The 25,727-nt window shown below is 68.8% G+C and carries 25 protein-coding genes and 1 riboswitch; of the genes, 10 read left to right on the forward strand and 15 right to left on the reverse strand.

Annotated features, from left to right (window positions below; all coding sequences use genetic code 11):
* Positions 1-62 precede the first annotated feature (62 nt).
* From BJ980_RS01040 to lipB, 3 genes are all read right to left on the reverse strand, one after another.
* The gene (locus BJ980_RS01040) at positions 63-1,058 is read right to left on the reverse strand and encodes a hypothetical protein (RefSeq protein WP_179500589.1); all 996 of its coding nucleotides are present in this window, start codon (positions 1,056-1,058) and stop codon (positions 63-65) included.
* On the reverse strand, positions 1,055-2,035 hold the full coding sequence (locus BJ980_RS01045; RefSeq protein WP_179500590.1) for an ABC transporter ATP-binding protein: 981 nt from the start codon (positions 2,033-2,035) through the stop codon (positions 1,055-1,057). The genes BJ980_RS01040 and BJ980_RS01045 overlap by 4 nt, the downstream gene beginning before the upstream one ends.
* A 66-nt stretch (positions 2,036-2,101) precedes the next feature.
* Positions 2,102-2,830 carry a lipoyl(octanoyl) transferase LipB gene (gene lipB / locus BJ980_RS01050; protein ID WP_179500591.1) on the reverse strand — a complete coding sequence of 243 codons (729 nt, stop codon included), beginning with the start codon at positions 2,828-2,830 and terminating at the stop codon, positions 2,102-2,104.
* 73 nt (positions 2,831-2,903) lie between these two features.
* On the opposite strand from lipB, the gene BJ980_RS01055 reads away from it, so the two are divergent.
* Positions 2,904-3,434 carry a hypothetical protein gene (locus tag BJ980_RS01055; protein ID WP_179500592.1) on the forward strand — a complete coding sequence of 177 codons (531 nt, stop codon included), beginning with the start codon at positions 2,904-2,906 and terminating at the stop codon, positions 3,432-3,434.
* Here BJ980_RS01055 and BJ980_RS01060 read toward each other — a convergent pair.
* The 3 genes from BJ980_RS01060 to lpdA form a co-directional block, all read right to left on the reverse strand.
* Positions 3,418-4,329, reverse strand: a complete 912-nt coding sequence (locus BJ980_RS01060) for a TIGR01777 family oxidoreductase (RefSeq protein WP_179500593.1) — start codon at positions 4,327-4,329, stop codon at positions 3,418-3,420. The genes BJ980_RS01055 and BJ980_RS01060 overlap by 17 nt on opposite strands.
* Positions 4,330-4,415: 86 nt before the next feature.
* Positions 4,416-6,227: a 2-oxoglutarate dehydrogenase, E2 component, dihydrolipoamide succinyltransferase gene (gene sucB, locus BJ980_RS01065; protein WP_179500594.1), complete on the reverse strand. Its 1,812-nt coding sequence runs from the start codon at positions 6,225-6,227 to the stop codon at positions 4,416-4,418.
* 34 nt (positions 6,228-6,261) lie between these two features.
* Entirely contained in the window at positions 6,262-7,656 is a 1,395-nt protein-coding gene (lpdA, locus tag BJ980_RS01070; protein ID WP_343047618.1) for a dihydrolipoyl dehydrogenase, read from the reverse strand.
* A 124-nt stretch (positions 7,657-7,780) separates the two neighbouring features.
* Between lpdA and BJ980_RS01075 the strand changes: the two genes are divergently transcribed.
* On the forward strand, positions 7,781-8,137 hold the full coding sequence (locus BJ980_RS01075) for a hypothetical protein (RefSeq protein WP_218855372.1): 357 nt from the start codon (positions 7,781-7,783) through the stop codon (positions 8,135-8,137).
* An 87-nt stretch (positions 8,138-8,224) separates the two neighbouring features.
* Here BJ980_RS01075 and BJ980_RS01080 read toward each other — a convergent pair whose 3' ends face one another.
* A complete protein-coding gene (locus BJ980_RS01080; RefSeq protein WP_179500596.1) occupies positions 8,225-9,751 on the reverse strand; it encodes a leucyl aminopeptidase in 1,527 nt (508 codons plus the stop codon).
* Between the two features lie 32 nt (positions 9,752-9,783).
* Here BJ980_RS01080 and gcvT point away from each other — a divergent pair, with 32 nt between their 5' ends.
* Positions 9,784-10,911, forward strand: coding sequence for a glycine cleavage system aminomethyltransferase GcvT (gene gcvT / locus BJ980_RS01085; protein ID WP_179500597.1), 1,128 nt, complete (start codon positions 9,784-9,786; stop codon positions 10,909-10,911).
* A 518-nt stretch (positions 10,912-11,429) separates the two neighbouring features.
* On the opposite strand, the gene BJ980_RS01090 is transcribed toward gcvT, so the two are convergent.
* Genes BJ980_RS01090 through BJ980_RS01115 form a run of 6 tightly spaced genes read right to left on the reverse strand, consistent with a single transcriptional unit; the run spans position 11,430 to position 17,710 of the window.
* Positions 11,430-12,215, reverse strand: coding sequence for an adenosylcobinamide-GDP ribazoletransferase (locus BJ980_RS01090; protein WP_218855374.1), 786 nt, complete (start codon positions 12,213-12,215; stop codon positions 11,430-11,432).
* Positions 12,212-13,525: a bifunctional adenosylcobinamide kinase/adenosylcobinamide-phosphate guanylyltransferase gene (locus BJ980_RS18775; RefSeq protein WP_179500598.1), complete on the reverse strand. Its 1,314-nt coding sequence runs from the start codon at positions 13,523-13,525 to the stop codon at positions 12,212-12,214. Before BJ980_RS18775 ends, BJ980_RS01090 begins: the two co-directional genes overlap by 4 nt.
* Positions 13,522-14,325, reverse strand: a complete 804-nt coding sequence (locus BJ980_RS01100; protein ID WP_179500599.1) for an ECF transporter S component — start codon at positions 14,323-14,325, stop codon at positions 13,522-13,524. Before BJ980_RS01100 ends, BJ980_RS18775 begins: the two co-directional genes overlap by 4 nt.
* Positions 14,315-15,883: an ABC transporter ATP-binding protein gene (locus BJ980_RS01105; protein WP_179500600.1), complete on the reverse strand. Its 1,569-nt coding sequence runs from the start codon at positions 15,881-15,883 to the stop codon at positions 14,315-14,317. The genes BJ980_RS01100 and BJ980_RS01105 overlap by 11 nt, the downstream gene beginning before the upstream one ends.
* On the reverse strand, positions 15,880-16,977 hold the full coding sequence (locus BJ980_RS01110; RefSeq protein ID WP_179500601.1) for an energy-coupling factor transporter transmembrane component T: 1,098 nt from the start codon (positions 16,975-16,977) through the stop codon (positions 15,880-15,882). Before BJ980_RS01110 ends, BJ980_RS01105 begins: the two co-directional genes overlap by 4 nt.
* Positions 16,978-16,993: 16 nt before the next feature.
* Positions 16,994-17,710 (reverse strand): SCO2322 family protein, encoded by a 717-nt coding sequence (locus BJ980_RS01115; protein WP_179500602.1) that lies wholly within the window; start codon positions 17,708-17,710, stop codon positions 16,994-16,996.
* Between the two features lie 86 nt (positions 17,711-17,796).
* Positions 17,797-17,893, reverse strand: a riboswitch (cobalamin riboswitch).
* Positions 17,894-17,969: 76 nt separating this feature from the next.
* On the opposite strand from BJ980_RS01115, the gene BJ980_RS01120 reads away from it, so the two are divergent.
* From BJ980_RS01120 to BJ980_RS19375, 4 genes are all read left to right on the forward strand, one after another.
* Positions 17,970-18,227, forward strand: a complete 258-nt coding sequence (locus BJ980_RS01120; RefSeq protein ID WP_179500603.1) for a hypothetical protein — start codon at positions 17,970-17,972, stop codon at positions 18,225-18,227.
* Positions 18,224-19,048: an aminoglycoside adenylyltransferase domain-containing protein gene (locus tag BJ980_RS01125; RefSeq protein WP_179500604.1), complete on the forward strand. Its 825-nt coding sequence runs from the start codon at positions 18,224-18,226 to the stop codon at positions 19,046-19,048. Before BJ980_RS01120 ends, BJ980_RS01125 begins: the two co-directional genes overlap by 4 nt.
* A gap of 104 nt (positions 19,049-19,152) precedes the next feature.
* Positions 19,153-19,962, forward strand: coding sequence for a thymidylate synthase (locus tag BJ980_RS01130; protein ID WP_179500605.1), 810 nt, complete (start codon positions 19,153-19,155; stop codon positions 19,960-19,962).
* Positions 19,959-20,921, forward strand: coding sequence for a dihydrofolate reductase (locus BJ980_RS19375; protein ID WP_179500606.1), 963 nt, complete (start codon positions 19,959-19,961; stop codon positions 20,919-20,921). Before BJ980_RS01130 ends, BJ980_RS19375 begins: the two co-directional genes overlap by 4 nt.
* A gap of 143 nt (positions 20,922-21,064) precedes the next feature.
* Here BJ980_RS19375 and BJ980_RS01140 read toward each other — a convergent pair whose 3' ends face one another.
* Complete coding sequence (locus tag BJ980_RS01140; RefSeq protein WP_179500607.1) at positions 21,065-21,316, reverse strand: DUF3099 domain-containing protein; 252 nt, start codon at positions 21,314-21,316, stop codon at positions 21,065-21,067.
* A gap of 71 nt (positions 21,317-21,387) precedes the next feature.
* Here BJ980_RS01140 and BJ980_RS01145 point away from each other — a divergent pair, with 71 nt between their 5' ends.
* A complete protein-coding gene (locus BJ980_RS01145; protein WP_218855375.1) occupies positions 21,388-22,320 on the forward strand; it encodes an LLM class F420-dependent oxidoreductase in 933 nt (310 codons plus the stop codon).
* A gap of 201 nt (positions 22,321-22,521) precedes the next feature.
* Here BJ980_RS01145 and BJ980_RS01150 read toward each other — a convergent pair whose 3' ends face one another.
* On the reverse strand, positions 22,522-22,983 hold the full coding sequence (locus tag BJ980_RS01150) for a hypothetical protein (RefSeq protein WP_179500608.1): 462 nt from the start codon (positions 22,981-22,983) through the stop codon (positions 22,522-22,524).
* A 136-nt stretch (positions 22,984-23,119) separates the two neighbouring features.
* Between BJ980_RS01150 and dapA the strand changes: the two genes are divergently transcribed.
* Complete coding sequence (gene dapA, locus BJ980_RS01155) at positions 23,120-24,019, forward strand: 4-hydroxy-tetrahydrodipicolinate synthase (RefSeq protein WP_179500609.1); 900 nt, start codon at positions 23,120-23,122, stop codon at positions 24,017-24,019.
* 10 nt (positions 24,020-24,029) lie between these two features.
* Positions 24,030-25,718, forward strand: a complete 1,689-nt coding sequence (locus BJ980_RS01160) for a ribonuclease J (protein ID WP_246279902.1) — start codon at positions 24,030-24,032, stop codon at positions 25,716-25,718.
* Positions 25,719-25,727 lie beyond the last annotated feature (9 nt).

A 25,727-nucleotide genomic window follows, 5' to 3' on the forward strand; every position in this document is an offset into this window, starting at 1 on the left:
GCGTCACGCGGGCCACTCTACGCCGGTGACGAAGGCCACCCCAATCCGCTGTGGGCTCGCTGTCAGGGGACGTCGCGGCGCCGGAAGCTCAGCACGGAAGCGGCAAGGATCAGGGCCAGGATCACCGCGAAGTAGACGATGCCGTGCGTCATCGACACGTGCAGCATCGCCGCGTTGCAGCTCTCCAGTGAATCACACGAGTAGCCGTCCGGAGGGTAGTACTCATAGCCTCCTTGGAGCACCGCCAGACCGTTGGCGTGCACCATCCACGGCTCCGGGTCGTCGAGGAACGGGAAGACGAAGATCAGCACGGAGCTGCCGACGATGGCGGCCACCATCAACCCGAGTGTGGCGATGGTGTTGCGGAACAGCATGGTCAGCGCACAGCCGCCGACAGCCGCCATGCCCGCTGTCAGGGCGGCCCGGATCCAGCGTCCTCCTGCCGACTGCCAGTCAGAGGAGGTGACAGTGACGTCGCGCAGCGCAAAGAGCCCTGTGAACAGCACCCACAGGAACGCAAGGGCCAGGGCAGCGACGACAAAGGCGCCGATGAACGCGGCGGAGACCTTGGCCGACCAGACCCGTCCGCGGCGACTCTCGAAGAGCAACTGGTTGCTCATCGAGCCGCTCGACCAGTCCGCGCCGGCGAAGGTCGCTCCGGCCAACAGCATCATCACGACCACCAGGACTGCCGCAGCGATGGCCGTGTCGCTCGCCGTGCTGAACGTGATCGGCTGGCGCTCGAGATAGTTCACATAATCGGTGTCCGGGTTGGGCGGTGTGCCGATGAGCTCCTCACAGGTCGCATCCGGCGGTCCGCCCCACTCCTCGGCGTACGTCTCCGGGTCCTTCGCGCATCGGTCGAGTTCCTCGCTCTGGAACTTCGCGTTCTCGCTTGCCTGCGCCTTCGCGGTGGCGACCTCGGAGTCGCTCACCGGCCTGGTGCTCCAGGTGGTGCCCGCCCACATCAGGGTCGGCAACACGAAGGCAGCCAGCGACAACAGCAGAACGGCACGACGCCAACGCAGTCGGGTCAGCTCGACCCACAGCAACCTCATCGGGTACCCCCGTCGCCGCGGTGACTGCCCGGCAGGGCCTCGCCTGCCCCCACGTCGGGTCCGTGGCCGAGGGTCGAGTCCTCGGTCAGCTGGAGGAAGACCGACTCAAGATCTGCGTGTTGGGGCACCAGCTCGCCGAGATAGAGGCCGGCCTCGGCCAGGACCCGGGTGATGGCCGACGAGTCCTCCTCCGACTGGACCCACAGCAACCGGTCACGCTGCTCCACGACGTACCCCGCGTCGACCAGGACCGCTTCGGCGCGGTCTGGCTCGGCGACGGCGACCCGATAGGACGAGCTCGTACCGATCAGGTCCTCGACCTTGCCCGAGGCGAGCATCCGGCCGTGGCCGATGATGGTCGCCGAGTCACACACCTGCTGCACCTCGGCGAGGATGTGCGAGCTGAGCAGGACCGTGACGCCGCGGGCGCCGAGATCGCGGATCGTCTCCCGGATCTCGCGGATCCCAGCCGGGTCGAGCCCGTTCGTGGGCTCGTCGAGGATCAGCAGGTCCGGCTTCTTGATCAGTGTCGCGGCGATCGCCAGTCGCTGCTTCATCCCGAGTGAGTAGGACCGGAAACGGTCGTCGTCGCGACCGTCGAGGGACACCGTCTCGAGGGCCTCGTCAACGGCCGAGTCCGGCGCGCCGATCGAGCGAGCGAGCAGGAGGAGGTTCTGGCGCCCGGTGAAGGTGGGGGCGAACTTGGGGGACTCGACCACGGCCCCGATCCGGGGCAGCACCTGGGGCAGGTGCTTGGGGACCTCGCGCCCGAAGAGCAGCATCGACCCGGCACTGGCTCGGGACAGGCCGAGCAGCATCCGGATCGTCGTGGTCTTGCCGGAGCCGTTCGGGCCCAGGAAGCCATGCACCCCGCCAGCAGGGACTGCGAGGTCGAGGTCGCGCACGGCGACGCGTTTGCCCTTGCGGCTCGTGAAGGACTTCTGCAGCCCGCGGGTCTCGATGACCATTCCATCCATGGGGTGATCGTGACAGCGCGCTGGACGATCGGGCGGTATGGCGCGCCGGTGTGCCGCGCCGGAAGATCAGCCGCCGGGACGGATCAGGTTCAGCCGCGGCGGCTCGGGGCGGGCCTCGTAGTCGGGGGTCGGCACGTAGTCATTCCACGCCAGCAGGTCCGTGAGGTGCTTCTCCACGCTCGGGATCACGTCGGTGACCTTGACGTCGCGGCCGAGCTCTCGGGACAGGGAGGTGACCCCCGCGTCGTTGATGCCACACGGCACGAAGCGGTCATACCACGCCAGGTCGACGTCGCAGTTGAGCGAGAAGCCGTGCATCGTCACCCGCTGGGAGACCCGGAGCCCGATCGCGGCGATCTTGCGCTCGGGACCGCGAGCGTCGGCCTGCAACCACACTCCCGAGCGGCCGGGCACGCGAGCGGTCGTGACCCCGAAGTCGGTGCACACGTGGATGAGCGCCTCCTCCACCCGGCGTACGTAGTCGACGACCTTGACCCGCTCGGGCAGCTTCACGATCGGATAGCCGACGAGCTGCCCGGGGCCGTGGAAGGTGATCTTCCCGCCGCGGTTCACGTCGATCACCGGAGCGCCGCCGGAGTCGACGGGCCGCTCATGGTCGTCGGTGCGGGTGCCCGCGGTGTAGACCGGGGGGTGCTCGAGGAGGAGCACGGTGTCGTCGCCGCCGGCGGCAACGTCGGCATGGACCCGGCCCTGCATCTCCCAGGCAGCGAGATAGTCGACGGCGTTGTCGCCCAGGCCTGCTTCACGGAACTCGAGTGGCACGCCTTCGACCATACCCCTGGGCGTGGACCCGGTGGCCTGTGGATGAGCGGATGCGGAGTATGGCGATCCGGGTGATGGTTGTCGGGTGAAGTCCAGGTTGCTGATCATCGTCCTCGCTGTGGTGCTGGTGGTGCTCGCCGTGTCCACGGGTCTCTTCTCCAGGATGCGTGGGACCGAGAGCGCTGTTGCGGCCACCGGCACCGTGGCGGGAGTGGTGGCGGCCGCCCCCGTGGTCCGACAACAACAGCCGGGCGCCCCGCGCCGGGTGCTCGCCGGATGGGACGAGAGACGTGCCGCGGCATGGGCGATCGGCTCCGTCACGGACCTGCGTGCGCTCTATGTCGAGGGCTCTGCCGCGGGGCGCGTCGACGTCCGGATGCTCAAGGCGTGGCTGCGCAAGGGGGTGAGGGTGGAGGGCATGCAGACCCAGGTCCTCGACTTCACCGTGGTCAGTCACACGTCCGACGAGCTGGTCCTCGACGTGACGGACCGACTCAGCGGTGGTGTCGCGGTGGGCGCGGGGGACGAGATCGCCTTGCCCGTCGACCGGGCCGACCGGCGGCGGATCGCCCTGGTGCGCAGACAGGGGGAGTGGCTGGTCAGTTCTGTGCGCTGAGGGCAGTTGCGACGACGTCGCGCACATCGTGATCGGCGAAGTCGTAGCCGGTCTCGATCAGCGCTTCAGGCACCGCGCGCACCGACCCCAGGACCTCGGGCGACATCGGTCCCGCCGCCTTGTCGAGGACGAAGGCAGGCACTGCCAGGCGGGCCCGACGACCGACTGACTTGGCGACCACACAGGTGTAGTCCGCATTGGTAGGGGTCTCGGGGCAGCACAGGTTGAACGGACCGCTGGCGGTCTCGTGCTCGGCCAGATGGGTGACCGCGCCAACCCAGTCCCGCAGCGAGATGATCGGGAAGTGCTGGCTCCCGTCGCCCAGACGCGCACCGAGACCGAGTCGGAAGGGGAGCAGCATCGGCTTCAACGGCGGATGGCTCTTGTCGATCACCGGGGCAGTGCGGAGTACGACGACCCGGGCGCCGGACTCCTGCGCCGGGGCGGTCGCGTCCTCCCACAGCCGCGTCACTGCGGTGAGCAGCGCATCGCCACGTGACTCGGTGTCCTCAGTGACCGGTTGGTCACCGTGATCGCCATAGATCGAGATGCCGTTGCCCGCCAGATAGGCCGGCGTGCCACGACCACCGCGATGGGCCTCGGCGATCCGGTCCGCGAGCAGCCGGGTGGTGGTGACCCGGCTCTCGACGAGCTCTGAGGCCCACTTCTTCGAATGGGGATTCCCGATCAGGGGCGAACCGGCCAGGTTGATCACCACGTCCGCGCGGTCGATCAGGTCCTGGTCCACGTCTGCTGCATAGGGATCCCACTGCGCCTCGTCCGGGGCGCTCGGGGCACGCCGTACGAGCTGGGTCACCGCATGACCCTGCTGCCTCAGGTGAGGAACCAGGTGGCTGCCGAGGAATCCCGATGCTCCTGCGATGACGATGCGCATGGTGCCCACCCTGCCACGCAGGTCATGAAATGCGCCGAGCCGGCACGTGCTGTGTCAACACGTGCCGGCTCGGCGGGTGGGGGGTATCAGACCTCGAAGGCGCCCGACTCCACGCGCTGCTTGACGTCCTGCAGGAAGCGGGCGGCGTCGGCGCCGTCCACGATCCGGTGGTCGTAGGTCAGCGAGAGGTAGCACATGTGACGCACGGCGATCGTCTCGCCGAGGTTCGGGTCATCGATGACGACGGCGCGCTTCACGACGGTGCCGGTGCCGAGGATGGCCACCTGCGGCTGGTTGATGATCGGCGTGTCGAACAGGGCGCCCACGCTGCCGGTGTTGGTCAGCGTGAAGGTGCCACCGGACAGCTCGTCCGGCTTGACCTTGTTGTTGCGGGTGCGGTCGGCGAGGTCGGCGATCTTCCGGGCCAGGCCCGCCACGCTCAGGTCGCCCGCGTTGTGGATCACGGGGCTGAGCAGACCGCGCTCGGTGTCGACCGCGATGGCCAGGTGCTCGGCGTCGAAGTAGGTGACCTCGGACTTCTCCGCGTCAACCTGTGCGTTCAGGGCCGGGTGGGCCTTCAACGCGTCGATCGTGGCCTTGGCGAAGAACGGGAAGTAGGAGAGCTTCACGCCTTCACGGGCGTGGAAGTCAGCCTTCACCTGGTCACGCAGCCGGGCGACGTTGGTGACGTCCACCTCGACGACTTGGGTCAGCTGCGCGGAGATCTGCAGCGACTCGACCATCCGCTTGGCGATCACCTTGCGCAGACGGCTCATCGGCTCGGTCTTGCCACGCAGCGGCGAGGGGGAGCTCGCGGCGGGTGCCTTGGACTCCGCAGCGCTGGTGGCTGCTGCGACGGGTGCGGCGGCCTCGGCCGGAGCCTCCTTGGCCTTGGCGGCGTCGAGCACGTCCTGCTTGCGGATCCGGCCGCCGACACCGGAACCGGTGACGGAGCTCAGGTCGACACCGTGCTGGTTGGCGAGCTTGCGCACCAGCGGAGTGACGTAGCCGGCGTCCTCGTTGCCAGAGCTGGCCTGCTGCTTGGGGGCCTCCTGCTTGAGTGCTTCCTTCTCCGGGGCCGCGTGCTTGGGTGCCTCTTCCTTGGGAGCCTCCTGCTTCGGGGCCTCTTCCTTCGGAGCTTCCTCCTTGGGGGCCTCCTGCTTCGGGGCTTCCTCCTTGGGCGCTTCCTGCTTGGGAGCCTCTTCCTTGGGAGCGGCCTCCTCGGCAGGTGCGGCACTTCCGTCACCGATGATCGCGAGGACCGCGCCGACCTCGACGGTCTCGTCCTCGGAGACGGTCTGCTCCTGGAGCGTGCCCGCAACGGGCGAGGGGATCTCGGTGTCGACCTTGTCGGTGGAGACCTCGAGCAGGGGCTCGTCGACGGCGACCTCGTCACCGACCTGCTTGAGCCAGCGGGTGACGGTGCCCTCGGTGACGGACTCGCCGAGCTCGGGGAGCTTCACCTCGGTGCCGGAGCCTCCGGCACCACCGGTGTCGGCCTTGGGGGCCGGGGTGTCTTCCTTGCCTTCGGGCGCCTCGGCCGGAGCCTCGTCGGCCGGCTCCTCGTCGCTCGACTCTTCCTTCGGCTCCTCGGCAGGCTCTTCCTCGGAGGACTCGTCCTCCTGGGCGGAGGAGTCCTCGGAGGAGCCACCGCCCTCGCCCTCATCGCCGATCACGGCGAGCAGTCCACCGACCTCGACGGTGTCGTCCTCGGAGACCTTCTGCTCCAGCAAGGTCCCGGCAGCCGGGGAGGGGATCTCGGTGTCGACCTTGTCGGTCGAGACCTCGAGCAGTGGCTCGTCCATGGCCACCGAATCGCCGACCTGCTTCAGCCAGCGGGTGACGGTGCCTTCGGTGACGGATTCGCCCAGCTCCGGGAGAGTGACTTCGGTGGCCATGTTTGTCCTTCGCTCGAATCTTCTCTGTGTGTTCTCAGGCGTGTGCGTGCAGGGGCTTGCCGGCGAGGGCCAGGTGGGCCTCGCCGAGGGCTTCGTTCTGGGTCGGGTGGGCGTGCACCAGCGGCGCCACATCCTCGGCGTACCCCTCCCAGTTGTAGATCAACTGGGCCTCGCCGATCAGTTCGCCGACGCGCGCGCCGACCATGTGCACCCCGACCACGGGGCCGTCCTTGCGACGGACCAGCTTGACGAAGCCCTGGGTCTTGAGGATCTGGCTCTTGCCGTTGCCGCCGAGGTCGTAGGTCAGCGCCTCGACCTCGCCATACTTCTCGGCAGCCTGCTCCTCGGTGAGGCCGACGGAGGCGAGCTCGGGGTCGGAGTAGGTGACCCGCGGGATCCCCGACTCGTCGATGGTCGCCGGGTTGAGACCGGCGAGCTCCTCGGCGACGAAGATGCCCTGCTGGAACCCGCGGTGCGCCAGCTGCAGACCCGGGACGATGTCACCGACGGCATAGACGCCCTCGACGTTGGTGCGCAGTCGATCGTCGGTGGTGACGAAGCCGCGGTCCATCGCGACCCCGACCTCCTCATAGCCCAGGCCACTGGTGGTCGGGCCACGACCGACGGCGACGAGGAGGATCTCCGCCTCATATGTCTTGCCGCCCTCGACGGTCACCACGACGCCGTCGTCGGTGGTCTTGACCGACTCGAACCGGGTGCCGGTCGCGAAGTTGATCTTCCGCTTGCGGAAGGCGCGCTCGAGCACCTTCGAGGATGCGGCGTCCTCGGCAGCCACCAGTCGCGGCAGTGCTTCGATGATCGTGACGTCGGCGCCGAAGGACTTCCAGACCGAGGCGAACTCGCACCCGATCACACCGCCGCCGAGGACGATCGCGGAGCGGGGGACCCGGTCGAGGCTCAGCGCGTGCTCGGAGCTGAGCACTCGCTCGCCGTCGAGGTCGAGGCCGGGCAGCGTCCTGGAGTAGGAGCCGGTGGCCAGCACGACGTTCTTCCCGGTGTACGTCGTGCCTGCGACGTCCACGGTCGTCGGGGAGGTCAACCTGCCCTCACCCTCGACGACGGTGATGCCGCGAGACTTGATGAGTCCGGTCAGGCCCTTGAAGAGACGGGAGACCACACCGTCCTTGTAGGCGTTGACTCCGGCCATGTCGATGCCCTCGAGAGTCGCCTTGACGCCGAACTGGGCGGCGTCCTTCGCGTTCTCTGCGACCTCGGCTGCGTGCAGCAACGCCTTGGTCGGGATGCATCCGACATGGAGGCAAGTGCCTCCGAGGTTGCCCTTCTCCACGAGGGCCACGGTGAGGCCCAGTTGTGCTGCGCGCAGGGCACAGGCATAACCGCCCGAGCCAGCGCCGAGAATGACCACGTCGAAACTGTTGCCGGGTTGCGGTGTTGCCGCGTCCGTCACGCTGTCCTCCACTCCTGATGAAACGACGTCGCCCATCTTTGCACTACTTCGATGAGAGACGACACCACCCTTGCAACTCGTCGGTAGCGACCCGCAGCATGGGCCGATAGGTCACACTGTTCACATGGGCCTGTTCGACCGATTCCGCCGCAGCTCCCGTGTCAGTCGTCCCACCGGGGGCGCACGCACCGGGTCGACGAGCGTGCGCGCGGCCAACTCTGCCGATGAGCAGCACCTGCACGAATGGGTCGCGAGTCGCCGCGGCGTGGAGGGATTCGTCGAGCCTCGTACTGCCGTCAGCGACGTGACACTCCTGCTGGTCGCACACGACGGTGAGTGGACCCGTCGTCGAGTGTCGTCGGTGCAGTGGGCACACCAGTTCGCCAACAAGCATCAGGTGCCGTCCTATGACGCGGCCGTGGTCGGCATACCCCAGCGCATGCGGGACTGGAACCGCCGCCAGAAGGACAAGCCCCTCTGACCTCGACCCGGCAGTTGTTGACACATTCAGGCGTCAATAACTGCCGACTCGACGACGTTAGGGTCAACAACTGCCGGCTCGGCAACGTCAGGCGTCAGCAACTGCCGGGTCGGCGTGGGCGGCGACGAACTCCACCAGTGTCGCCACACCGAAACCGGTGCCACCGGACGGCGTGAAGCCGTGCGGACCGCCGGGGTTGAAGCCCGGGCCGGCGATGTCGAGGTGGCCCCAGGGCAGGCCGTCAGTGAACTCGCGCAGGAAGGCCGCGGCGAAGAGCCCGCCGCCCCAACGCACCCAGTCGTGCTGGGCGATGTCGGCGACCTTGCTGCTGCGCACGCGGGAGTGCATCTCCTCGGGGATTGGCATGTGCCACAGCGCCTCACCGGTGGTGCTCGCCGCGGACTTGAGCCCGGCGACCACGTCATCGGTGCCCAGCACGCCGGCAACCCTCTCGCCGAGCGCGACGACCATCGCACCGGTCAGCGTGGCGATGTCAACGATCGCGTCCGGCTTCTCCTCGGCGGCCATCACCAGTGCGTCGGCGAGGATCAGTCGACCCTCTGCGTCGGTGTTGGTCATCTCGACTGTGGTGCCGCCACGGATGGTGAGCACGTCACCGGGGCGCATGGCCGAGCCGGAGATCATGTTCTCCGCCATCGGGGCCCACGCGGTGACCTTCACCGGCAGCCCCAGCTTGGCGATCAGGAAGATGGACTGGATCACCGAAGCGGCACCGGCCATGTCCTCCTTCATCGAGATCATCGAGTTGGCCGGCTTGATCGTGTAGCCGCCGGAGTCATAGGTGACGCCCTTGCCGACCAGGGCGACGTGCTTGGTCGCACCCGCCGGCGACCAGGTCAGCTTGACCAGGCGCGGGGGAGCATCCGAACCGCCGCCGACGGCCAGGATGCCGCCGCAGCCCTCGTCCGCGAGCTGCTGCTCGTCCCAGACCTTGATGTCGAGCTTCGGGGCACCCTTGCCCTTGGTGAGCTTGGCGTGCGCGTCGACGACCGCGTCGGCGAAGACGGGAGGGTTGAGGTCGCTGGCGGGCAGGTTCACCCACTGGCGGGTCGCGTTGACGGCCTCGGCGACCAGCTGGGCGTGTTCGAATGCCTGCGTGGCCCCACCCTGGCGGGCGATCGGGGAGAGCACCACGATCTCGCTCGGTGCGGTGCTCGACGGCTTGCTGTCGCGCTTGTAGTCGGTGAACGCATAGGAGCCGAGCAGGAAGCCCTCGGCCACGGCAGCCACCAGCTCGGGGGAGTCCGCAGGCAGGGCCAACGACACGGACGCGGCGTTGGTCAGCGAGCGGGCGACCACACCGGCGGCACGGCGTACAGCGACTGCGTCGACGTCCTTGGCGGCGCCGAGCCCGACGACGACGAGCAGCGGCGAGTTGATCACGTCCGCGGTGGGAATCTTCGCGACCTCGCCGGCCTTGCCGGAGAAGCCGAGGCTCTGCAGCAGCGGGCGGAACTTGCGGCCCCAGGCCTCGCTGACGTCCTCACCTCCCGCCGCAGCGATCAACCCCTTGGGGGTCGAGGCGACACCGATGATCACGGCGTCGGCGCGGGTCTTGGCAGGGCTGGCGGAGCGGAGGGTGTACGTCGTCACACGAGCACTGTAGTTGGGATAGGTTCGGGCGCATGACGGACGCATCCTCGTTGCTCACCTCGCCCCTCCACGAGCGGCACGTCGCCCTCGGCGCCAAGTTCTCCGAGTTCGGCGGCTGGTCGATGCCGCTGGAATATGCGAACGGCACCGTCAAGGAGCACCACGCAGTGCGTGAGTCGGTCGGCATCTTCGACGTCAGCCACCTGGGCAAGGCGATGGTGATCGGGCCCGGCGCCGTCGACTTCGTCAACGCCACGCTCTCCAACGACCTGGGCAAGATCCGCCCGGGGATGGCGCAGTACACCCTCTGCATCGACGACCAGACCGGCGGCATCGTCGACGACCTGATCGCCTACTACCAGGACGACGAGCACGTGCTGCTGGTCCCCAACGCGGCCAACACCGCCGAGGTCGTACGCCGTCTCGAGGCCGCCGCCCCGCAGGGCGTGACTATCAAGAACCTCCACCAGGACTACGCGATCCTGGCCGTCCAGGGCACCAAGTCCGACGAGGTGCTCGCGGGCGTCGGGATGCCGGTCGGGCATGACTACATGACCTTCGAGGAAGCCCGGTTCGACGGCGGCGACGGCGAGCCCGTCGGGGTGGTCGTCTGCCGCACCGGCTACACCGGCGAGCGTGGCTATGAGCTGATCGTCGCCAACTCCGCCGCACCGGCACTGTGGGACGCGTTGATCGCGGCCGGGCAGCAGTTCGCGATCGCACCGTGCGGGCTGGGCTCGCGCGACACGCTGCGCACCGAGATGGGCTACCCGCTGCACGGCCAGGACATCTCGCTGGACGTGAACCCGATCGAGGGTCGCGTCGGCTGGGCGGTCGGCTGGAAGAAGGAGGCGTTCTGGGGTCGTGACGTGCTCCTGGCCGCGAAGGAGAAGGGCGCCGAGCGCCTGCTCCGCGGCCTGGTCGCCGTCCGTCGCGGGATCCCGCGACCCGGCATGTCGGTCTCGCTGACCAGTCACGTGCTCCTGTGCGAGGTCACCTCGGGCACCTTCTCGCCGACCCTGAAGAAGGGCATCGGCCTGGCCCTGGTCCCGAAGTTCGTCGAGGACGGCGCCGAGGTCGGCGTCGACATCCGAGGGCGTCGCGAGATCTTCACGGTGGTCAAGCCGCCGTTTGTGGACACCTCGGTCCGCGAGAGCTGACCGGCCCGCGGTCGACTACGCCGATGACACCGTGGCCGCACTGCAGCAGGCCGTCCCTTCCATCGTTGACGGGATAGGAACGCAGGGCGATCGGCAGGAGTTCTCCCGGGATGCTTCGAGGCGCACCGTAGGGATGAACAGCCTTGCCGACGGCACTGTCTTGGCCCAGGAAACCCACCACTAGACCGGCAACTCGGATACGCCCGTGTGGACGCAGACCAAGAAACGTCCCAGCGCCATCGACCCCTGGGTCACGGCCTGGACACGCAACATCGATGACCTCACCGGCGGACTCACCCTGGAGGATTTGTTGTTTTCTCGATCGCGTTCCGTATTGGGACTCATACACCTGGCGATACTGATAATCGGGTGGGGCCTCGCAGGCGGTTTTATCGCTCAGGTCCTAGGTATGGGCGACCTCAAGTATGCGGCTGCCCTTGGCGGTGCCCTGACGGCGGGGATGGTGCTTATCCGAGAAAGGAGCTCTCCGTAGTTGCATATGGTCATCCTGCGATTGATCAGAGCACGACGGCGGCGAACAGCAGCGTCGCGGTGAACGTGGTCTCCACGCCGGCGCCGTAGACGTCGCCGTTCACCCCACCGAAGCGGTTGCGGGCCCGCAGGGCCAGCAGCAGACCGGGCACCAGCGCGGCCACCGATGCCGCAGCCAGGCGGAGACAGGTCGGCGCGTCGAGGTCGCTGGACCCGAGCAACCAGACCAGACCGGCCGAGAGCACCACGGTCAACGCCGCGGAGGCCAGCAACCGGCTCGTGCCCACGCTGGTGGCGACCGTGGCACCGAGCCCGTCGGGTCGTGCGGCGGGGAACCACTGGGTGCACAGCAGGGGCAGCAGTCCGCGGCTCACCACGAGAGCCAGCACCAGTACGGCGGCACCCTCGCCGCTCGAGATCGCCTGCGCCAGTGCGGCTGCCTGCAACAGCAGGGCCAGCAGCAGCGTGACGACACCGAACGGGCCGATGTCGGAGCGCTTCATGATCGCCAGCCCGGCCTCGCCGCGTCGTCCGGACCCGAGTCCGTCGGCCACGTCGGCGAGCCCGTCCAGGTGCATGCCTCGGGTCAACAGGGCCAATGCGGCGAGCACCGCGGCGGCGAGCACCAGCGCGCTGGGACTCCACTGCTGCTCGGTGAGCAACCACAACGGCACGGCAGTGAGCACAGCCAGCACCGCTCCGCCGACCGGTGCCAGAATCATCGCCGTTCCGGCGACGCTGCGATCAACCCGCGTGGGGGCGGGAACCCGGAGCACGCTCAGCGTCCCCAGCATCAGGAACCAGGCGTTCACAGCAGGCTCACCCTGCCGGCGACGACCAGGCGGACCTCGTCGCTGGCCGCTGCGATAGCGGCGTTCAGGCGGCCCATCTCGTCACGGAACCGGCGCAAGGACGCCCGTTGCGGGACGAGTCCCTGCCCGATCTCGTTGGTGACTGCCACGACCCGTCGCGAGGTGGCGCGCCAGGCCTCGACGAGTGCGGTGACCTCGGCGAGGACTGCGGCTTCTCCGCCGTCGGCCCAGGCCTCGTCGGACCAGCCGTCGTGGCGGTCCATGATCCGGGTCAACCACAGGGTCAGGCAGTCGATCAGCAACGGTCCGCCGTCGTGGGCCAGGAGCCCGACCAGATCCAGCGACTCGACGGTCGTCCACTGCGCCGGTCGCTGCGACTGGTGCAGCCGCACCCGCTCGACCCATTCCGGATCGTCCGAGCGCGGATAGGAGGTGGCCACATAGGTCACGTCGGGCTCGGCGGCCAACAGCCGCTCGGCCTCGCGCGACTTCCCGCTGCGGGCCCCACCGATGCACAGCGTGCGGACCGGGCCGCGTCCCAGCGGGGTTCCGTCGTCGACCATCCGGGCTCCGATCGTGGCGAGCCTGCGCGCCAGCTCGGCCGCGGGCGGGTTGTGGTGCGAGAGGTGCACGGCGATCAGGTCGGTGGACGCAACGATCGCGCCGACGTCGCGCAGCCGGCGTACCTGCTCGGTGAACGTGGTCAGGTCCAGGTGCGCGGTGCCGTGTGAGGTGAAGTCACCGAAGGTCTGCTCGAGCAGTACGACGTCGTAGGCCGCGTCCGTCGTCGCGGCCATCGTTGCCTCGGGCAGCGGGCCGGTATCGGTCGCATAGAGGAGCCGGGTGTCCTCGGTGCTCAGGTCGTAGAGGACGGCGTCGCCGTCGTGGGCCGCCTCGAGCACCCGGACCGTGCCGTCTGTGAAGGTGAGCTCGTCCCCGGGTCGCGCCTCGTGGAAGACCACGTGGGTGTCGGGCGCCAGCCATTGCCGGGCCGAGGCGATCACCGACGGCGGACCGACCACGTCGAGCGGCGCGTCGCCGGCCACCCAGGAGCGATAGAGCAGGAACGCCGGCGCGGTGTGGTCGGGATGGTCGTGGGTCAGCAGCACATGCCGTACGCCGTGCAGCGCGACGCCGGCGCGCTCGGCCGTGCGCGCGGTCTCGGGCCCGCAGTCGAGCAGGAAGGTGCCGGCCAGCGCGCAGGTCTGGGCGCGGATCGTGCGCGCGGCCCGCGCGGACTCGCACGAGGCGCAGGCACAGAAGGGGTTCGGCCAGCCGTCGGCGGCGCCGGTCCCGAGCACCCGGATCATGGCTCGAACCTGACCGGAGCGTCGAAGGCGGCGCGTCGCGAGACCCGTCTCAGGGCGCGCAGCATCGGGGTGCCGACGAGCAGGAGGAGCAGGAACGTGAAGTTGGCGCGGGCCAGGTCCCAGATCACCGACGTGGTCACGTAGTAGCGGAGGTAGTTGGCCAGGTTCACGTGGACCGGCTCGCCGGCAAGGAAACTGATCGAGTCGCCGTACTCACCGAACGGCCAGAACCACAGGTTCATCAGGGCTCCGTAGAAGAGGCCCAGCACGAAGCCGAGGCAGGCGAGCATCAGCACCTCGGGTCGGCCCTTGGCTCGTGGGAGGCTGCCGGAGAGGAACCCGACCCAGCCGGCGGTCATCATCTGGAACGGCAGCCAGGGACCCACTCCTCCGGTGATCAAGGCGCCGACGAACAGCGACAGCGCGCCGAGGACGAAGCCGAAGCCACGCCCGAAGACCCGGCCACCGAGCATGATCACCGCGAAGCTCGGCTCCAGCCCGGCGACGCCGGGGGACAGGGCACGCAGGGCGCCCCCGACCGAGGCGAGCATGCCGAGCAGTGCGATCGCCTTGGCGTCGATGTTGCCGGCGTTGAGCTCGGCCAGCACGATCGCTGCCAGCAGTGGCAGAACCATCGCGAAGATCCAGGGGGCGTCCGTCCCGTGCGAGCTGGCGCTCAGGTGCCCACCCGGCTCGAGGAGGAACGGCCAGCCGAAGGCACCCAGGGTGACCAAGGTGGCCAGGAACAGCGCCACCGCCGCGGGGGCGTGGACGCGGATCGCGGTGACGTCACTGGCCATCGAGTGCCGCCCGGATGTCGGCAACCGTGAGCCATTCCTGGGGTGCCATCACCTTGGCCACCTGCGGCGCGAAGGCCGGGGAGGAGACCACGACCTCGGGGACCGGACCGTCGGCGACGATCTCGCCGTCGCCCAGGAGCACCACCCGGGTGGCCAGCTCCGCGACCAGCTCCACGTCGTGGGTGGCCAGCATGATCCCGTGACCGCGGGTCGACAGGTCCGCCAAAATCTCCACCAGTCGATGCTTGGCGATGTAGTCCAGGCCGCGGGTCGGCTCGTCGAGGAGCAGCAGCTTCGGCCGCGCGGCCAGCACGATGGCCAGGGTGAGACAGAGCTTCTGTCCCTCCGACAGGTCACGGGGGTGGCGGTCGTCGGGGATCTCCGGGGCGAGCTCGTCGACCAGGGCGCGGGTGGTGCCCGCGGGGGCGCCGGCGTCGCGGTCCGAGGTCGCGCACTCCTTCGCCACTGTCGCGGCATAGAGGAGATCGGCGGGGACCTGGGGGACCAGTCCGACCTGGACTGCCTGCACCTTGCCGTGGGTGGGCTTGTGCAGGCCGACCAGCGTCCGCATCAGCGTCGACTTGCCGGCTCCGTTGCGGCCCATCAGGGCGACGACCTCACCCGCGCGGATCATCAGGTCGATGCCGTTGAGCACCGGTTGGCGCGGGAACCCAGCTACCAGGTCGTGGGCCGTGCCGACCATGTCGCCCAGCTGCGGGGGCTGGTGGGCGGGTGGGGTGACGGTGGCCAGGCGTTCGCGCAGGGAGACCGACATCCGGCGGGCGTTGCGCACGGTGAGTGGCAACGGGGACCAGCCGGCGGCCCGGCCGAGGTCGACCACCGGGGGCGCGATCGGCGTACGCGCCATGATCTCTGCGGGCTCGCCGATCTCGACCGGACCGCCCTGGTCGGGCACGTGGATGATCCGGTCGACGTGCGGGACGACGCGCTCGAGGCGGTGCTCGGCCACGATGACGGTCATCCCGAGATCGTGGACCAGTCGCTGCAGGGTGGCCAGGACGTCCTCGGCGCTGAGCGGGTCGAGGGCCGAGGTCGGTTCGTCGAGGACCAGGACCCGGGGGTGCGCGGTGAGCACCGCGCCGATCGCGACCCGCTGCTGCTGTCCGCCGGAGAGGTGGGTGAGTGGTCGGCCGCGGAGGTCGGCCAGGCCGAGCAGGTCGAGGGTCTCCTCGACCCGGCGGCGCATCGTGGTCTGGGAGAGCCCGAGCGACTCCATGCCGTAGGCGAGCTCGTCCTCGACGTTGTCGGTGATGAAGCCGGCCAACGGGTCCTGCCCGACGAAGCCGACGACATCGGCCAGGTCCCGGGGTCGGTGGGTCTCGGTCGAGCGGCCGTCCACGGTGACCCGGCCACGCAGGGTGCCGCCGGAGAAGTGCGGGACCAGGCCGTTGATGGTGCGCAGCAGGGTGGACTTGCCGCTCCCGGTGCGGCCCATCACCAGCACCATCTCGCCCTCGTCGACGACGAAGTCGACGCCGTGCAGCGCGGGCTTCTCGGCGTCGGCATAGGTCACCGACACGTTCTCGAAGCGGATCATCGGCTCACCCCCGTGCTCGGAAGCGGCGGGGCCAGGAAGGCGGGGAGCGCTGCGACGATCACGCCAACGAGCGCGAGCAGCGGCACCGGGGGGACCTGGGTGGGCGAGGTCAGCACGAGCAGCCCCGGGTCGAGCGAGAGCTGGGTGAACATCAGCACCGCGGCCACGATTCCGCTCCCGGCGACCAGGAACTCCGGGACCGCCCACGGGTCGGGGCGATAGCGGGTGCGGCCGGTACGTCGTCCGCCGGCGACCAGCCCCAGGACGCCGAGCGCGACGCCGACGACCAGCATCGGCAGGCCCATCCAGGAGGTGGCCGTGCCGTTGAGGAGTCCGTAGAGGCCCAGGCAGAGTCCGACGGAGCCGAGGGTGACCAGGGCAACGGTCAGGCGGCGCGCCCGCGGGTCGGTGACCGTGGTGCGGCCGTAGCCGCGTGAGTCCATCGCCGCGGCCAGGTCGACCGAACGCTCGAGTGCTCCCTCGAGCATCGGCATGGCCAGGCGACCGAAACGACGGAACCGGCCCTTCTGCCCGCCGCGCAGCCGGGCCGCGTCGCGGACCCGGCGAGCATCCGTGGCCAGCTGCGGCGCGAAGGTCAGGGCGATGATGCAGGCGATGCCGATCTCATAGAGGGCACCGGGGACATAGCGCAGCAGCTGCCTGGCCGAGCCGAGGGCGTTGGCGGCGCCCACGCAGCAGAAGATGGCGGCGAGCTGCAGGGCGACGTACAACGAACCCAGCACCGTCTCCAGCGTGACGGCCCCACCGATCCGGAGACCGGTGCGGTCCGGGAGGGGGAGCTCGGGGAGGGTGAAGAGCACGGTGAGTCCTTGGGTGTTGCCCGCGAAGAGGGCCTGGAAGACCAGGTGGATGAGCACCACGAACATCGCGAGCTTGAAGAAGAGTGCGTAGGACGATGCCCACGGGGTGTCACCGCGGCGGGCCGAGACCACGAACCAGGTGACCGCGATGATCACCACGAGCGGGACGGGGTTGAGCGTGCGGCTGGCAGCGGCAGCGAGCCCGATCGCCCACAGCCACCACGCCACCGGGTGCAGGGCACGCGGGTGGGTGACGAGGTGGTGTGGGCGCATCGTGTGACGCTCCGGCTCAGGCGCCTGAGGAACGACGGCGGCTCATCAGCACGCCGCCCGCACCGAGCAGGACGATCACGACGCCGACTCCGATCAGGACCGGGGTGTTGCTGTCGTCGTCCTTGTCCGAGTCGCCGGCAGCAGTGTCCGAGCCGGTGTTGAAGTCGACCGGTTCGCCATCGACCGGAGTGCCCTTGTCGGCCTTCTCGTCGGCGCAGCCGGTGGCCGGATAGCCGCCGATGCCGCACAGCATCGGACCGAAGGAACCGGTCTCGACGCGCACGTCGGGTGCCACCTTCTGGAGCACCTGGAGGCCGTTGGCCTTCTCCTCGACGACTGAGCACAGGGCCTCGGGTGCCGGGGGAGCCTCGTCGCCGGAGGCGTCCTGCTCGACGCCGTAGTCGATCAGGACGGCGACGCGCTTCTCGCCGGCCTTCGCCTCGGTGTCGCCGCACACGGACTCGAAGGTGACCTTCGCCAGGTCCGCACGCGGGAGGTTGGGCTTGGTGAAGTCGGCCGGCGCGGCGAAGCGGTAGCCCTCGATCGAGCCGTCTGCCGGCGTGGCCTGGGAGGGGCCGGTGCTGGCGGCCACGAACTTGTCGTCGGTGACGTTGAAGTAGGCCCAGTAGCGATAGATGTCTGCTGCGTGGGCAGTGCCCGGCGTGAGCCCGATCGCGATCGTGGCCAAGGCCATCGCGAACATGGAGATGAAGACGGAACGGATGGTGCGCATGGGGCTGGTTGCCCTTCCTTCTGATGCGGCACACGGAGTGAAAGCCGGACCAGGTCCGGCCCCGACCGTAGACCTCGACGGTGTTGGAGTGGAGCCTGATCCCGCCCGGTATTCCGGCTTTACGGCTGCGGGTCAGCGCCGGACTCTCACCGACTTCCCCGGAGCGGGACACGGATCCCCTTCGCAGGGGACCTGTGCGCAATCTGCCACCGGGCGTGCGTTCCGTCAAAGGGACCCGGACTGCCCGTAGGCTTGCGGCATGGCACTCCCACCCGAGCCCCCGACGTTCAAGTCCGCCTCACCGCAGCCCAAGTCGTGGACCTGGCGACTCGAGGACGCCGACGGCGGCGTGGTTGAGATCACAGGTGACCTGGCCGGCGAGTCGTTCACCAGCCAGGCCGATGCGGAGTCCTGGGTGGGTGAGTTCTATGCCGACCTGGCGGAGCAGGGTGTGCACGCCGTGTCGCTCTTCGAGGCAGATCGGTTCGTCTACGGGCCGATGTCGCTGCACCCGTGAACGATGCCGCGCGAGCGGCGACTGTCGGTCGGACCGAGCGCCTGCCGGCCGAGGTGCTGCTCCTGTGCTGTGACTGGCTGGAGCAGGTGCATCGGTTGGCGCCGGGCCTGGTCACTGGGCTGCACCTACGCGGTGGCATCGGCTTCGGCGAATATGTCCGCGGCAAGAGCGACGTGGACTTCGTGGCGCTGCTCGCGCATCGCCCCTCGTCGACTGAGCTCGACGCGCTGGAGGACGCCCACCTGGCTGTGGCCGAGCTCCATCACGAGCTCTTCTTCGACGGCGCGCACCTGCTGGCCAGTGACCTGGCGGCCGACCCGCAGCTGTGTCCGGACGTGCCGTGCACCCTGCACCGGATCTTCGAGCCCGAGGCCCGGCGCGACATCAGCCCGGTGACGTGGCACGAGCTGGCCCACCACGGCGTCACCGTGCACGGGACCGACCTCTCAGCGCTGCAGGTCTGGACCTCGCAGCAAGCCCTGCTCGACTTCACCCGGGACAACCTCGACACCTATTGGCGCGAGCATGCCGAGGCGCTTCCCAGGTTCCCCGGTGAGGCGGCCACCGAGGCCAACTGTGAATGGTGCGTCCCCGGAGTGGCCCGCCTGCACCACCTGCTGGTGACGGGGGAGCAGACCTCGAAGTCGGCTGCGCTTCGGTGGGGGCTGGAGTTCTATCCCTCGCGGTTCCACCCGGTCCTGGCCGAGGCGCTGCGGATCCGTGAGGACCCGGGCGCGCCCTCGGGTTATCCGGATCCACTCCAACGGGGACGCGACGTGGCCGCGTTCACGGCGTACGTCGTCACCACCGGGACGGCCTGATCAGCACCGCCGGCACGGCCTGATCGATACCGCCGGCACGGCCTGATCGATACCGCCGGCACGGCCTGATCGATACCGCCGGGACGGCGCATTAGGCTGGGCTCGTGCAGGCCTACCTCGATCTCGTCCAACGCATTCTCGATGAAGGTGTCGAGAAGGGCGACCGCACCGGGACCGGGACGCTGAGCGTCTTCGGGCACCAGATGCGCTTCGATCTGTCCGCGGGCTTCCCGCTGGTCACCACCAAGAAGGTGCACACCCGCTCCGTGTTCGGTGAGCTGTTGTGGTTCCTTCGCGGCGACACCAATGTGAAGTGGCTCCAGGACCGCGGCATCTCGATCTGGGACGAGTGGGCCGACGACAACGGTGACCTCGGGCCGGTCTACGGCTACCAGTGGCGCTCCTGGCCCACCCCGGCCGGCACCCACGTGGACCAGATCGCGCGGCTGGTCGAGGGCATCCGCACCAACCCGGACTCGCGCCGGCACATCGTGTCGGCCTGGAACGTCGCCGACGTGGACGACATGGCGCTGCCGCCGTGCCACACCATGTTCCAGTTCTACGTCGAGCCGGCGGACGACGGGCCGGCACGGCTGAGCTGCCAGCTCTACCAGCGCTCGGCCGACGTGTTCCTCGGCGTGCCGTTCAACATCGCCTCCTATGCGCTCCTCACGCACATGGTCGCCCAGGTGACCGGGCTGCGGGTCGGCGACTTCGTGCACACGTTGGGCGATGCACACCTCTACGTGAACCACCTCGACCAGGCGCGGCTGCAGCTCACCCGCGAGCCGCGGCCGCTGCCACGGCTCGTGCTGGACCCGTCGATCACCGAGATCGACGGCTTCGACCTCGAGCACATCAGTGTCGAGGGCTATGACCCGCACCCGGGGATCAAGGCACCGATTGCCGTATGAGCGCTGGCCGACGCATCGTGATGGTCGCCGCGTTCGCCCGGAACAGGGTGATCGGCAACAAGGGTGAGATCCCGTGGCACATCCCCGAGGACTTCGCGCACTTCAAACGGACCACGCTGGGCCACACCCTGGTGATGGGGCGGGCGACGTGGGACTCGATCGGGCGGCCGTTGCCCGGGCGTACGACGATCGTGGTCACCCGGGATCGTTCCTGGTCGACTCCGTGGACGCCCGGGACCTCGACCGAATCCGGCCTCTCTCGCAGCGAGGAGCGGGCGAACGACCGGCTGGACGATGGGGCCCAGCCGCACGTGTACATCGCGCACTCGGTGCAGGCCGCCATCGACCTGGCCGCCACGCTGCCCGGCGACACCATGATCGCCGGGGGGACCCAGGTCTATGAGCAGGCGATGGCCCTGGCCACGCACCAGGTGCTGACCGAGGTCGACCTCGAGCCCGAGGGCGATGCGCACTATCCGTACCTGCCCGACCAGGAGTGGGCCGAGATCTCGCGTGAGGTCCACGACGGCTACGCTTTCGTCGAGTGGGAGCGGGTTGCTCCCGCGCCGACCATCGACGTCTCGGCGGTGGCCCTGGTCCGCGACGGCAGCGTGCTGACCGTGCGCAAGCGCGGCACGGACCGGTTCATGCTGGTCGGCGGCAAGCCCGATCCGGGGGAGTCCGCCGCCGCTGCGGGACGACGCGAGTTCGCCGAAGAGGTGTCCCTCTCACTGACATCGCACGAGCCCCTGGGCTCGTTCACCGCGCTGGCCGCCAACGAGCCCGGTCACCTGGTCCGCTCCGAGGTCTTCCTCGGTCATGCCACCGGTGAGCCGGAGGTCGCTGCGGAGATCGAGGAGCTGCGCTGGACCTCGCTGGATGAGGGCGCGGTGTACGACGACCTTGCGCCGTTGCTCGAGCATCTCCTTCCCCTCCTGCGCCGACCCGGCACTTGTTGACGCCGTAATTCGTCGACCCGTCAGTTGTTGACGTGCTGATTCGTCGACCCGGCAGTTGTTGACCGGGGACCAGATGTCAACAACTGCCGGGTCGACGAGGTGGAGTGTCAACAACTGCCGGGTCGACGGGGTGGGGCGGGTGGTCAGGCGCCGAGGTCCCGGTTGGCCATGATCGCCGCGACCGGGGGGATGAACATCGCCACCACGGACATCACCACGGCAGCACCGGTCGACCAGAACCGGACCACGTTCCAGGCGAGCAGGATCAGCACCAGGCAGACGCCCATCATGATCAGATATCGACGCCGCCGGATCCTCAGCCGCTCGCTCATCGCGAGCGGAACATCGGTGACTCGGTGCGGGCGCTCCACCGGATGCCTGTCCTCGCGCTCCATCCCTCCACGGTAGTCCGCGTGCGCCAGGGTCCGGCGTCGCTCGATGTGGCCCGGGCTGGCAGGCTGGAACCATGAGCATCGAACTGCGGATCTTCACCGAACCCCAGCAGGGAGCGACATACGACGACCTCCTGCGCGTGGCACTGGCCGCCGAGGAACTCGGCTTCGGAGCGTTCTTCCGCTCCGACCACTACTTGGGGATGGGCACCGAGGGCCTGCCCGGCTCGACGGATGCGTGGACCACCCTGGCCGGCCTGGCCAGGGACACCACGACGATTCGGCTCGGGACGATGATGACCTCGGCGACCTTCCGGCACCCCGGTGTCCTCGCGATCCAGGTCGCGCAGGTCGACCAGATGAGCGGTGGGCGCGTAGAGCTCGGCATCGGTGCCGGGTGGTTCGAGGAGGAGCACCGCCAGTACGGCATCCCGTTTCCCTCGACCGGCGAGCGCTTCGACCGGTTCGAGGAGCAGCTCGAGATCATCACTGGCCTGTGGAACACCCCGCTCGGCGAACGGTTCACCCACGAGGGCGCGACCTGGCCGATCACCGAGTCCCGGGCCCTGCCCAAGCCGGTCCAGAGTCCGGCCCCGCCGGTGCTGATCGGAGGCCTCGGGAAGCGACGTACGCCCGAGCTGACCGCGCGCTTCGCCAACGAGTTCAACCTGCCGTTCTGCTCGCTCGAGACCACCCGCGACCAGTTCGCCCGGGTCCGCGCCGCGTGCGAGGCGATCGGTCGCGATCCCGAGGACCTGGTCTGGTCGAACGCCCTGGTGCTGTGCGTCGGCCGGGACGAGGCCGAGATCAAGCGCCGTGCCGACGCCATCGGCCGCGACGTCGACGAGCTGCGGGAGAACGGACTGGCCGGGACACCCGAGGAAGTCGTGACCAGGATGCAGGAGTACGGCGCAGCCGGGGCGCAGCGCCTCTATCTGCAGACACTGGACCTGACCGACCTGGACCACCTGACCCTGGTGGCCGAACAGGTGATGCCGCACGTGTGAGCCGGGTTTGCCCAAAACCCGCACACGGTCATCGATCCGGTGGCACGATTTGCCCAGGACCAAGGTGGTCCGACGCAGGCGAGGAGTGTCAGATGTTCACCTTGGTCATGATTGGCGCGTTGATGGGCATCGCCGCGATCAACGAGCGGCGCTCGTCGAAGCACTGAAGCCTCGGCCTGACCCGAGCGCGGAGACCCGGAGTCAGATCCAGGCGTCCCCGGCGAGAGCCGCGACAGCCTCCCGATAGGGGACCAGGTCGGAAGTGGTCGAGCGGCAGCGAGAGGCCACCAGGTGAAGGGCGTCACCGCCGTTGCTCGTAGCTTCGAGCAGGATGACTGCCTGCCCGGACTCGAACAGCAGTCGCAGGGCAACCCTGCCGGGACCCGACGCACGGTTCAGCTCCACGAAGTCAGCGGTGATGGCCTCGCACGAGCAGCCCCGGAGCCTGCCCTTGAGCCGCTCGACGACGATGCCGTCCTCGAACACGTGGAGCAGCAACCGACCGGGGCGGTTCCGGCGAGCCGAGAAGAGGCCGGCCCGTTGGCGCCCGTTGCCCTCCTCGTGGTGGGACAGCACGTGGGCGCTGCACTCCCAGGTGCCCAGCCCCTGCCCCAGGGCGAACTCATAGGCGCGGTGCGTCAGGTCAGCACCTGCATAAGCCATGTCCACCTCCGATCCGAGAGCGAAGTCAGGCTAGTTGGGTTCTCACCATGTGTCGAGGGTCACAAAAGATCGCCGTAGTCGACAAAGCCGCGAGCCCTTCTGCATTGAAGTGGCCGGCGAGGGATAACCTCATGTCATGACCTCCGCTTCTCCCGCCGCGCCCTTCGGCCGCGTGCTCACTGCGATGGCCACGGCATTCGGGGAGGACGGCGCGGTCGACCTCGAGGCGACGGCCCGGATCGCGACCCACCTCGTCGACAACGGTCACGACGGACTCGTCGTCTCCGGGACCACCGGGGAGTCACCGACCACCTCCGTGGAGGAGGACGGCAGGATCCTGGCAGCAGTCATCGAGGCCGTCGGCGAGCGCGCAACGATCGTTGCCGGCGTCGGGACCAACACCACCGAGCACTCGGTCGAGCTGGCCCACCAGGCCGCGAAGCTCGGTGCCGACGGACTGCTACTGGTCACGCCCTACTACAACAAGCCCTCCCAGAAGGGCGTGCTGCACCACTTCAGCCAGGTCGTGGCCGCCACCGACGTGCCGGTGATGCTCTACGACGTGCCGGGTCGCACCGGCACCACGATCTCGCTGGAGACGTTCGCCGAGGCGATCAAGCTCGAGCCCGTGGTCGCGGTCAAGGACGCCGTGGGCGACTTCGCGCGCGGAGTCCGACTGCGCGAGATGGGCTACGCCGTCTATTCTGGCGACGACATCGCCAACCTGGGTTGGTTGGCACACGGCGCGGCCGGTGTGGTCTCGGTCGTCGGGCACGTGGCCGGCAACGAGATCAAGGCGATGACCGACGCGTTCCACGCCGGCGACCACGCCGAGGCCCTCACCATCTTCACGCGGATGCTCCCCGCGATCGACGCCGTCATGGGCGTCGCCAACTATGGAGCAACCACCGCCAAGGCAGCGCTCCAGCTGCTCGGCGTCATCGACAACCGGCACGTCCGCAGCCCCCTCGTCGAACTCGACGATGACGAAGTCGCAGCACTTCGCACCGGGCTCGAGGCCGCCGGTCTCATCTGAGGAGAACAACTTGAGTCATCCGCACCCCGAACTCTCCGCGCCGCGCGAGCTGCCGAAGGGTGGACTGCGGATCATCCCGCTGGGCGGCCTCGGCGAGGTCGGCCGCAACATGACGGTCTTCGAGTACGACGATCGCCTGTTGCTGGTGGACTGTGGCGTCCTCTTCCCCGAGGACCACCACCCCGGTGTCGATCTGATCCTGCCCGACTTCGACGCGATCCGGGACCGGCTCGACAAGATCGAGGCACTGGTCCTGACCCACGGCCACGAGGACCACATCGGCGCCACGCCGTACCTCCTGCGCGAGCGCGGCAACATCCCGCTGGTCGGCTCCGAGCTGACCTTGGCGCTGCTCGGCTCCAAGCTGCGCGAGCACCGGCTGCGCGAGACCGTGCACCACGTGGTCAAGGCCGGGGACAAGATCTCCTTCGGGCCCTTCGACCTCGAGTTCGTGGCGGTCAACCACTCGATCCCGGACGCGCTCGCCGTCGCGATCCGTACCGGTGCCGGCCTCGTGCTGCACACCGGCGACTTCAAGATGGACCAGCTTCCGCTCGACGGCCGGATCACCGACCTCAACGCCTTCGCCCGACTCGGTGACGAGGGCGTGGACCTGTTCATGACCGACTCCACCAACGCCGAGGTTCCCGGGTTCACCACCACGGAGAAGTCGATCGGGCCGGTGCTCGACGGCGTCTTCCACAAGGCCAAGGACCAGCGGATCATCGTGGCCTGCTTCGCCTCGCACATCCACCGCGTGCAGCAGGTCCTCGATGCCGCTGTCGAGCACGGTCGCAAGGTGGCCTACGTCGGTCGCTCGATGGTGCGCAACATGGCGATCGCCAAGGACCTCGGCTATCTCAACGTCCCGCCCGGCGTGATCGTCGACGCCAAGCAGCTGGCCGAGCTGGCCCCGCACAAGCAGGTGCTGATCTCGACCGGCTCGCAGGGCGAGCCGCTCTCGGCGCTCTCGCGGATCGCCCAGCGCAGCCACAACTTCGTGCACATCGAGGAGGGCGACACCGTCGTCCTGGCCTCCTCCTTGATCCCCGGCAACGAGAACGCCGTCTACCGGGTGATCAACGGGCTGTCCCGCTGGGGTGCCAACGTCGTGCACAAGGGCAACGCCCTGGTGCACGTCTCTGGGCACGCCTCGGCCGGTGAGCTGCTCTATTGCTACAACATCGTCAAGCCGAAGAACGTGCTCCCGATCCACGGCGAGATCCGGCACATGCGTGCCAACGCCGACCTGGCCCGCGCCACCGGCGTCGAGAACGTCGTGATCGCTGAGGACGGCGTGGTGGTCGACCTGATCGACGGCAAGGCGGAGATCGCCGGAAAGGTCCCGTGCGGCTACGTCTTCGTGGACGGCACCTCGGTCGGTGACATCACCGAGTCCTCGTTGAAGGACCGCCGGATCCTGGGCGAGGAGGGCTTCATCTCGGTGATCGTCGTCGTCGACACCCAGTCCGGGCGAGTGATGAGCGGGCCGGAGATCCACGCCCGCGGCTTCGCCGAGTCCGACGCCACCTTCGACGCGATCAAGCAGCCGATCATCGAGGCCCTCGACCGGGCGATGGCAGAGGGCGTCTCGGACTCCCACCAGCTGCAGCAGCAGATCCGTCGCGTGATCGGTCGCTGGGTCTCCAACAAGCACCGTCGCCGGCCGATGATCATCCCGGTGGTCATCGAGGCCTGAGGCCTCTTC

This window comes from Nocardioides daedukensis (genome assembly GCF_013408415.1).
Lineage (GTDB): Bacteria > Actinomycetota > Actinomycetes > Propionibacteriales > Nocardioidaceae > Nocardioides > Nocardioides daedukensis.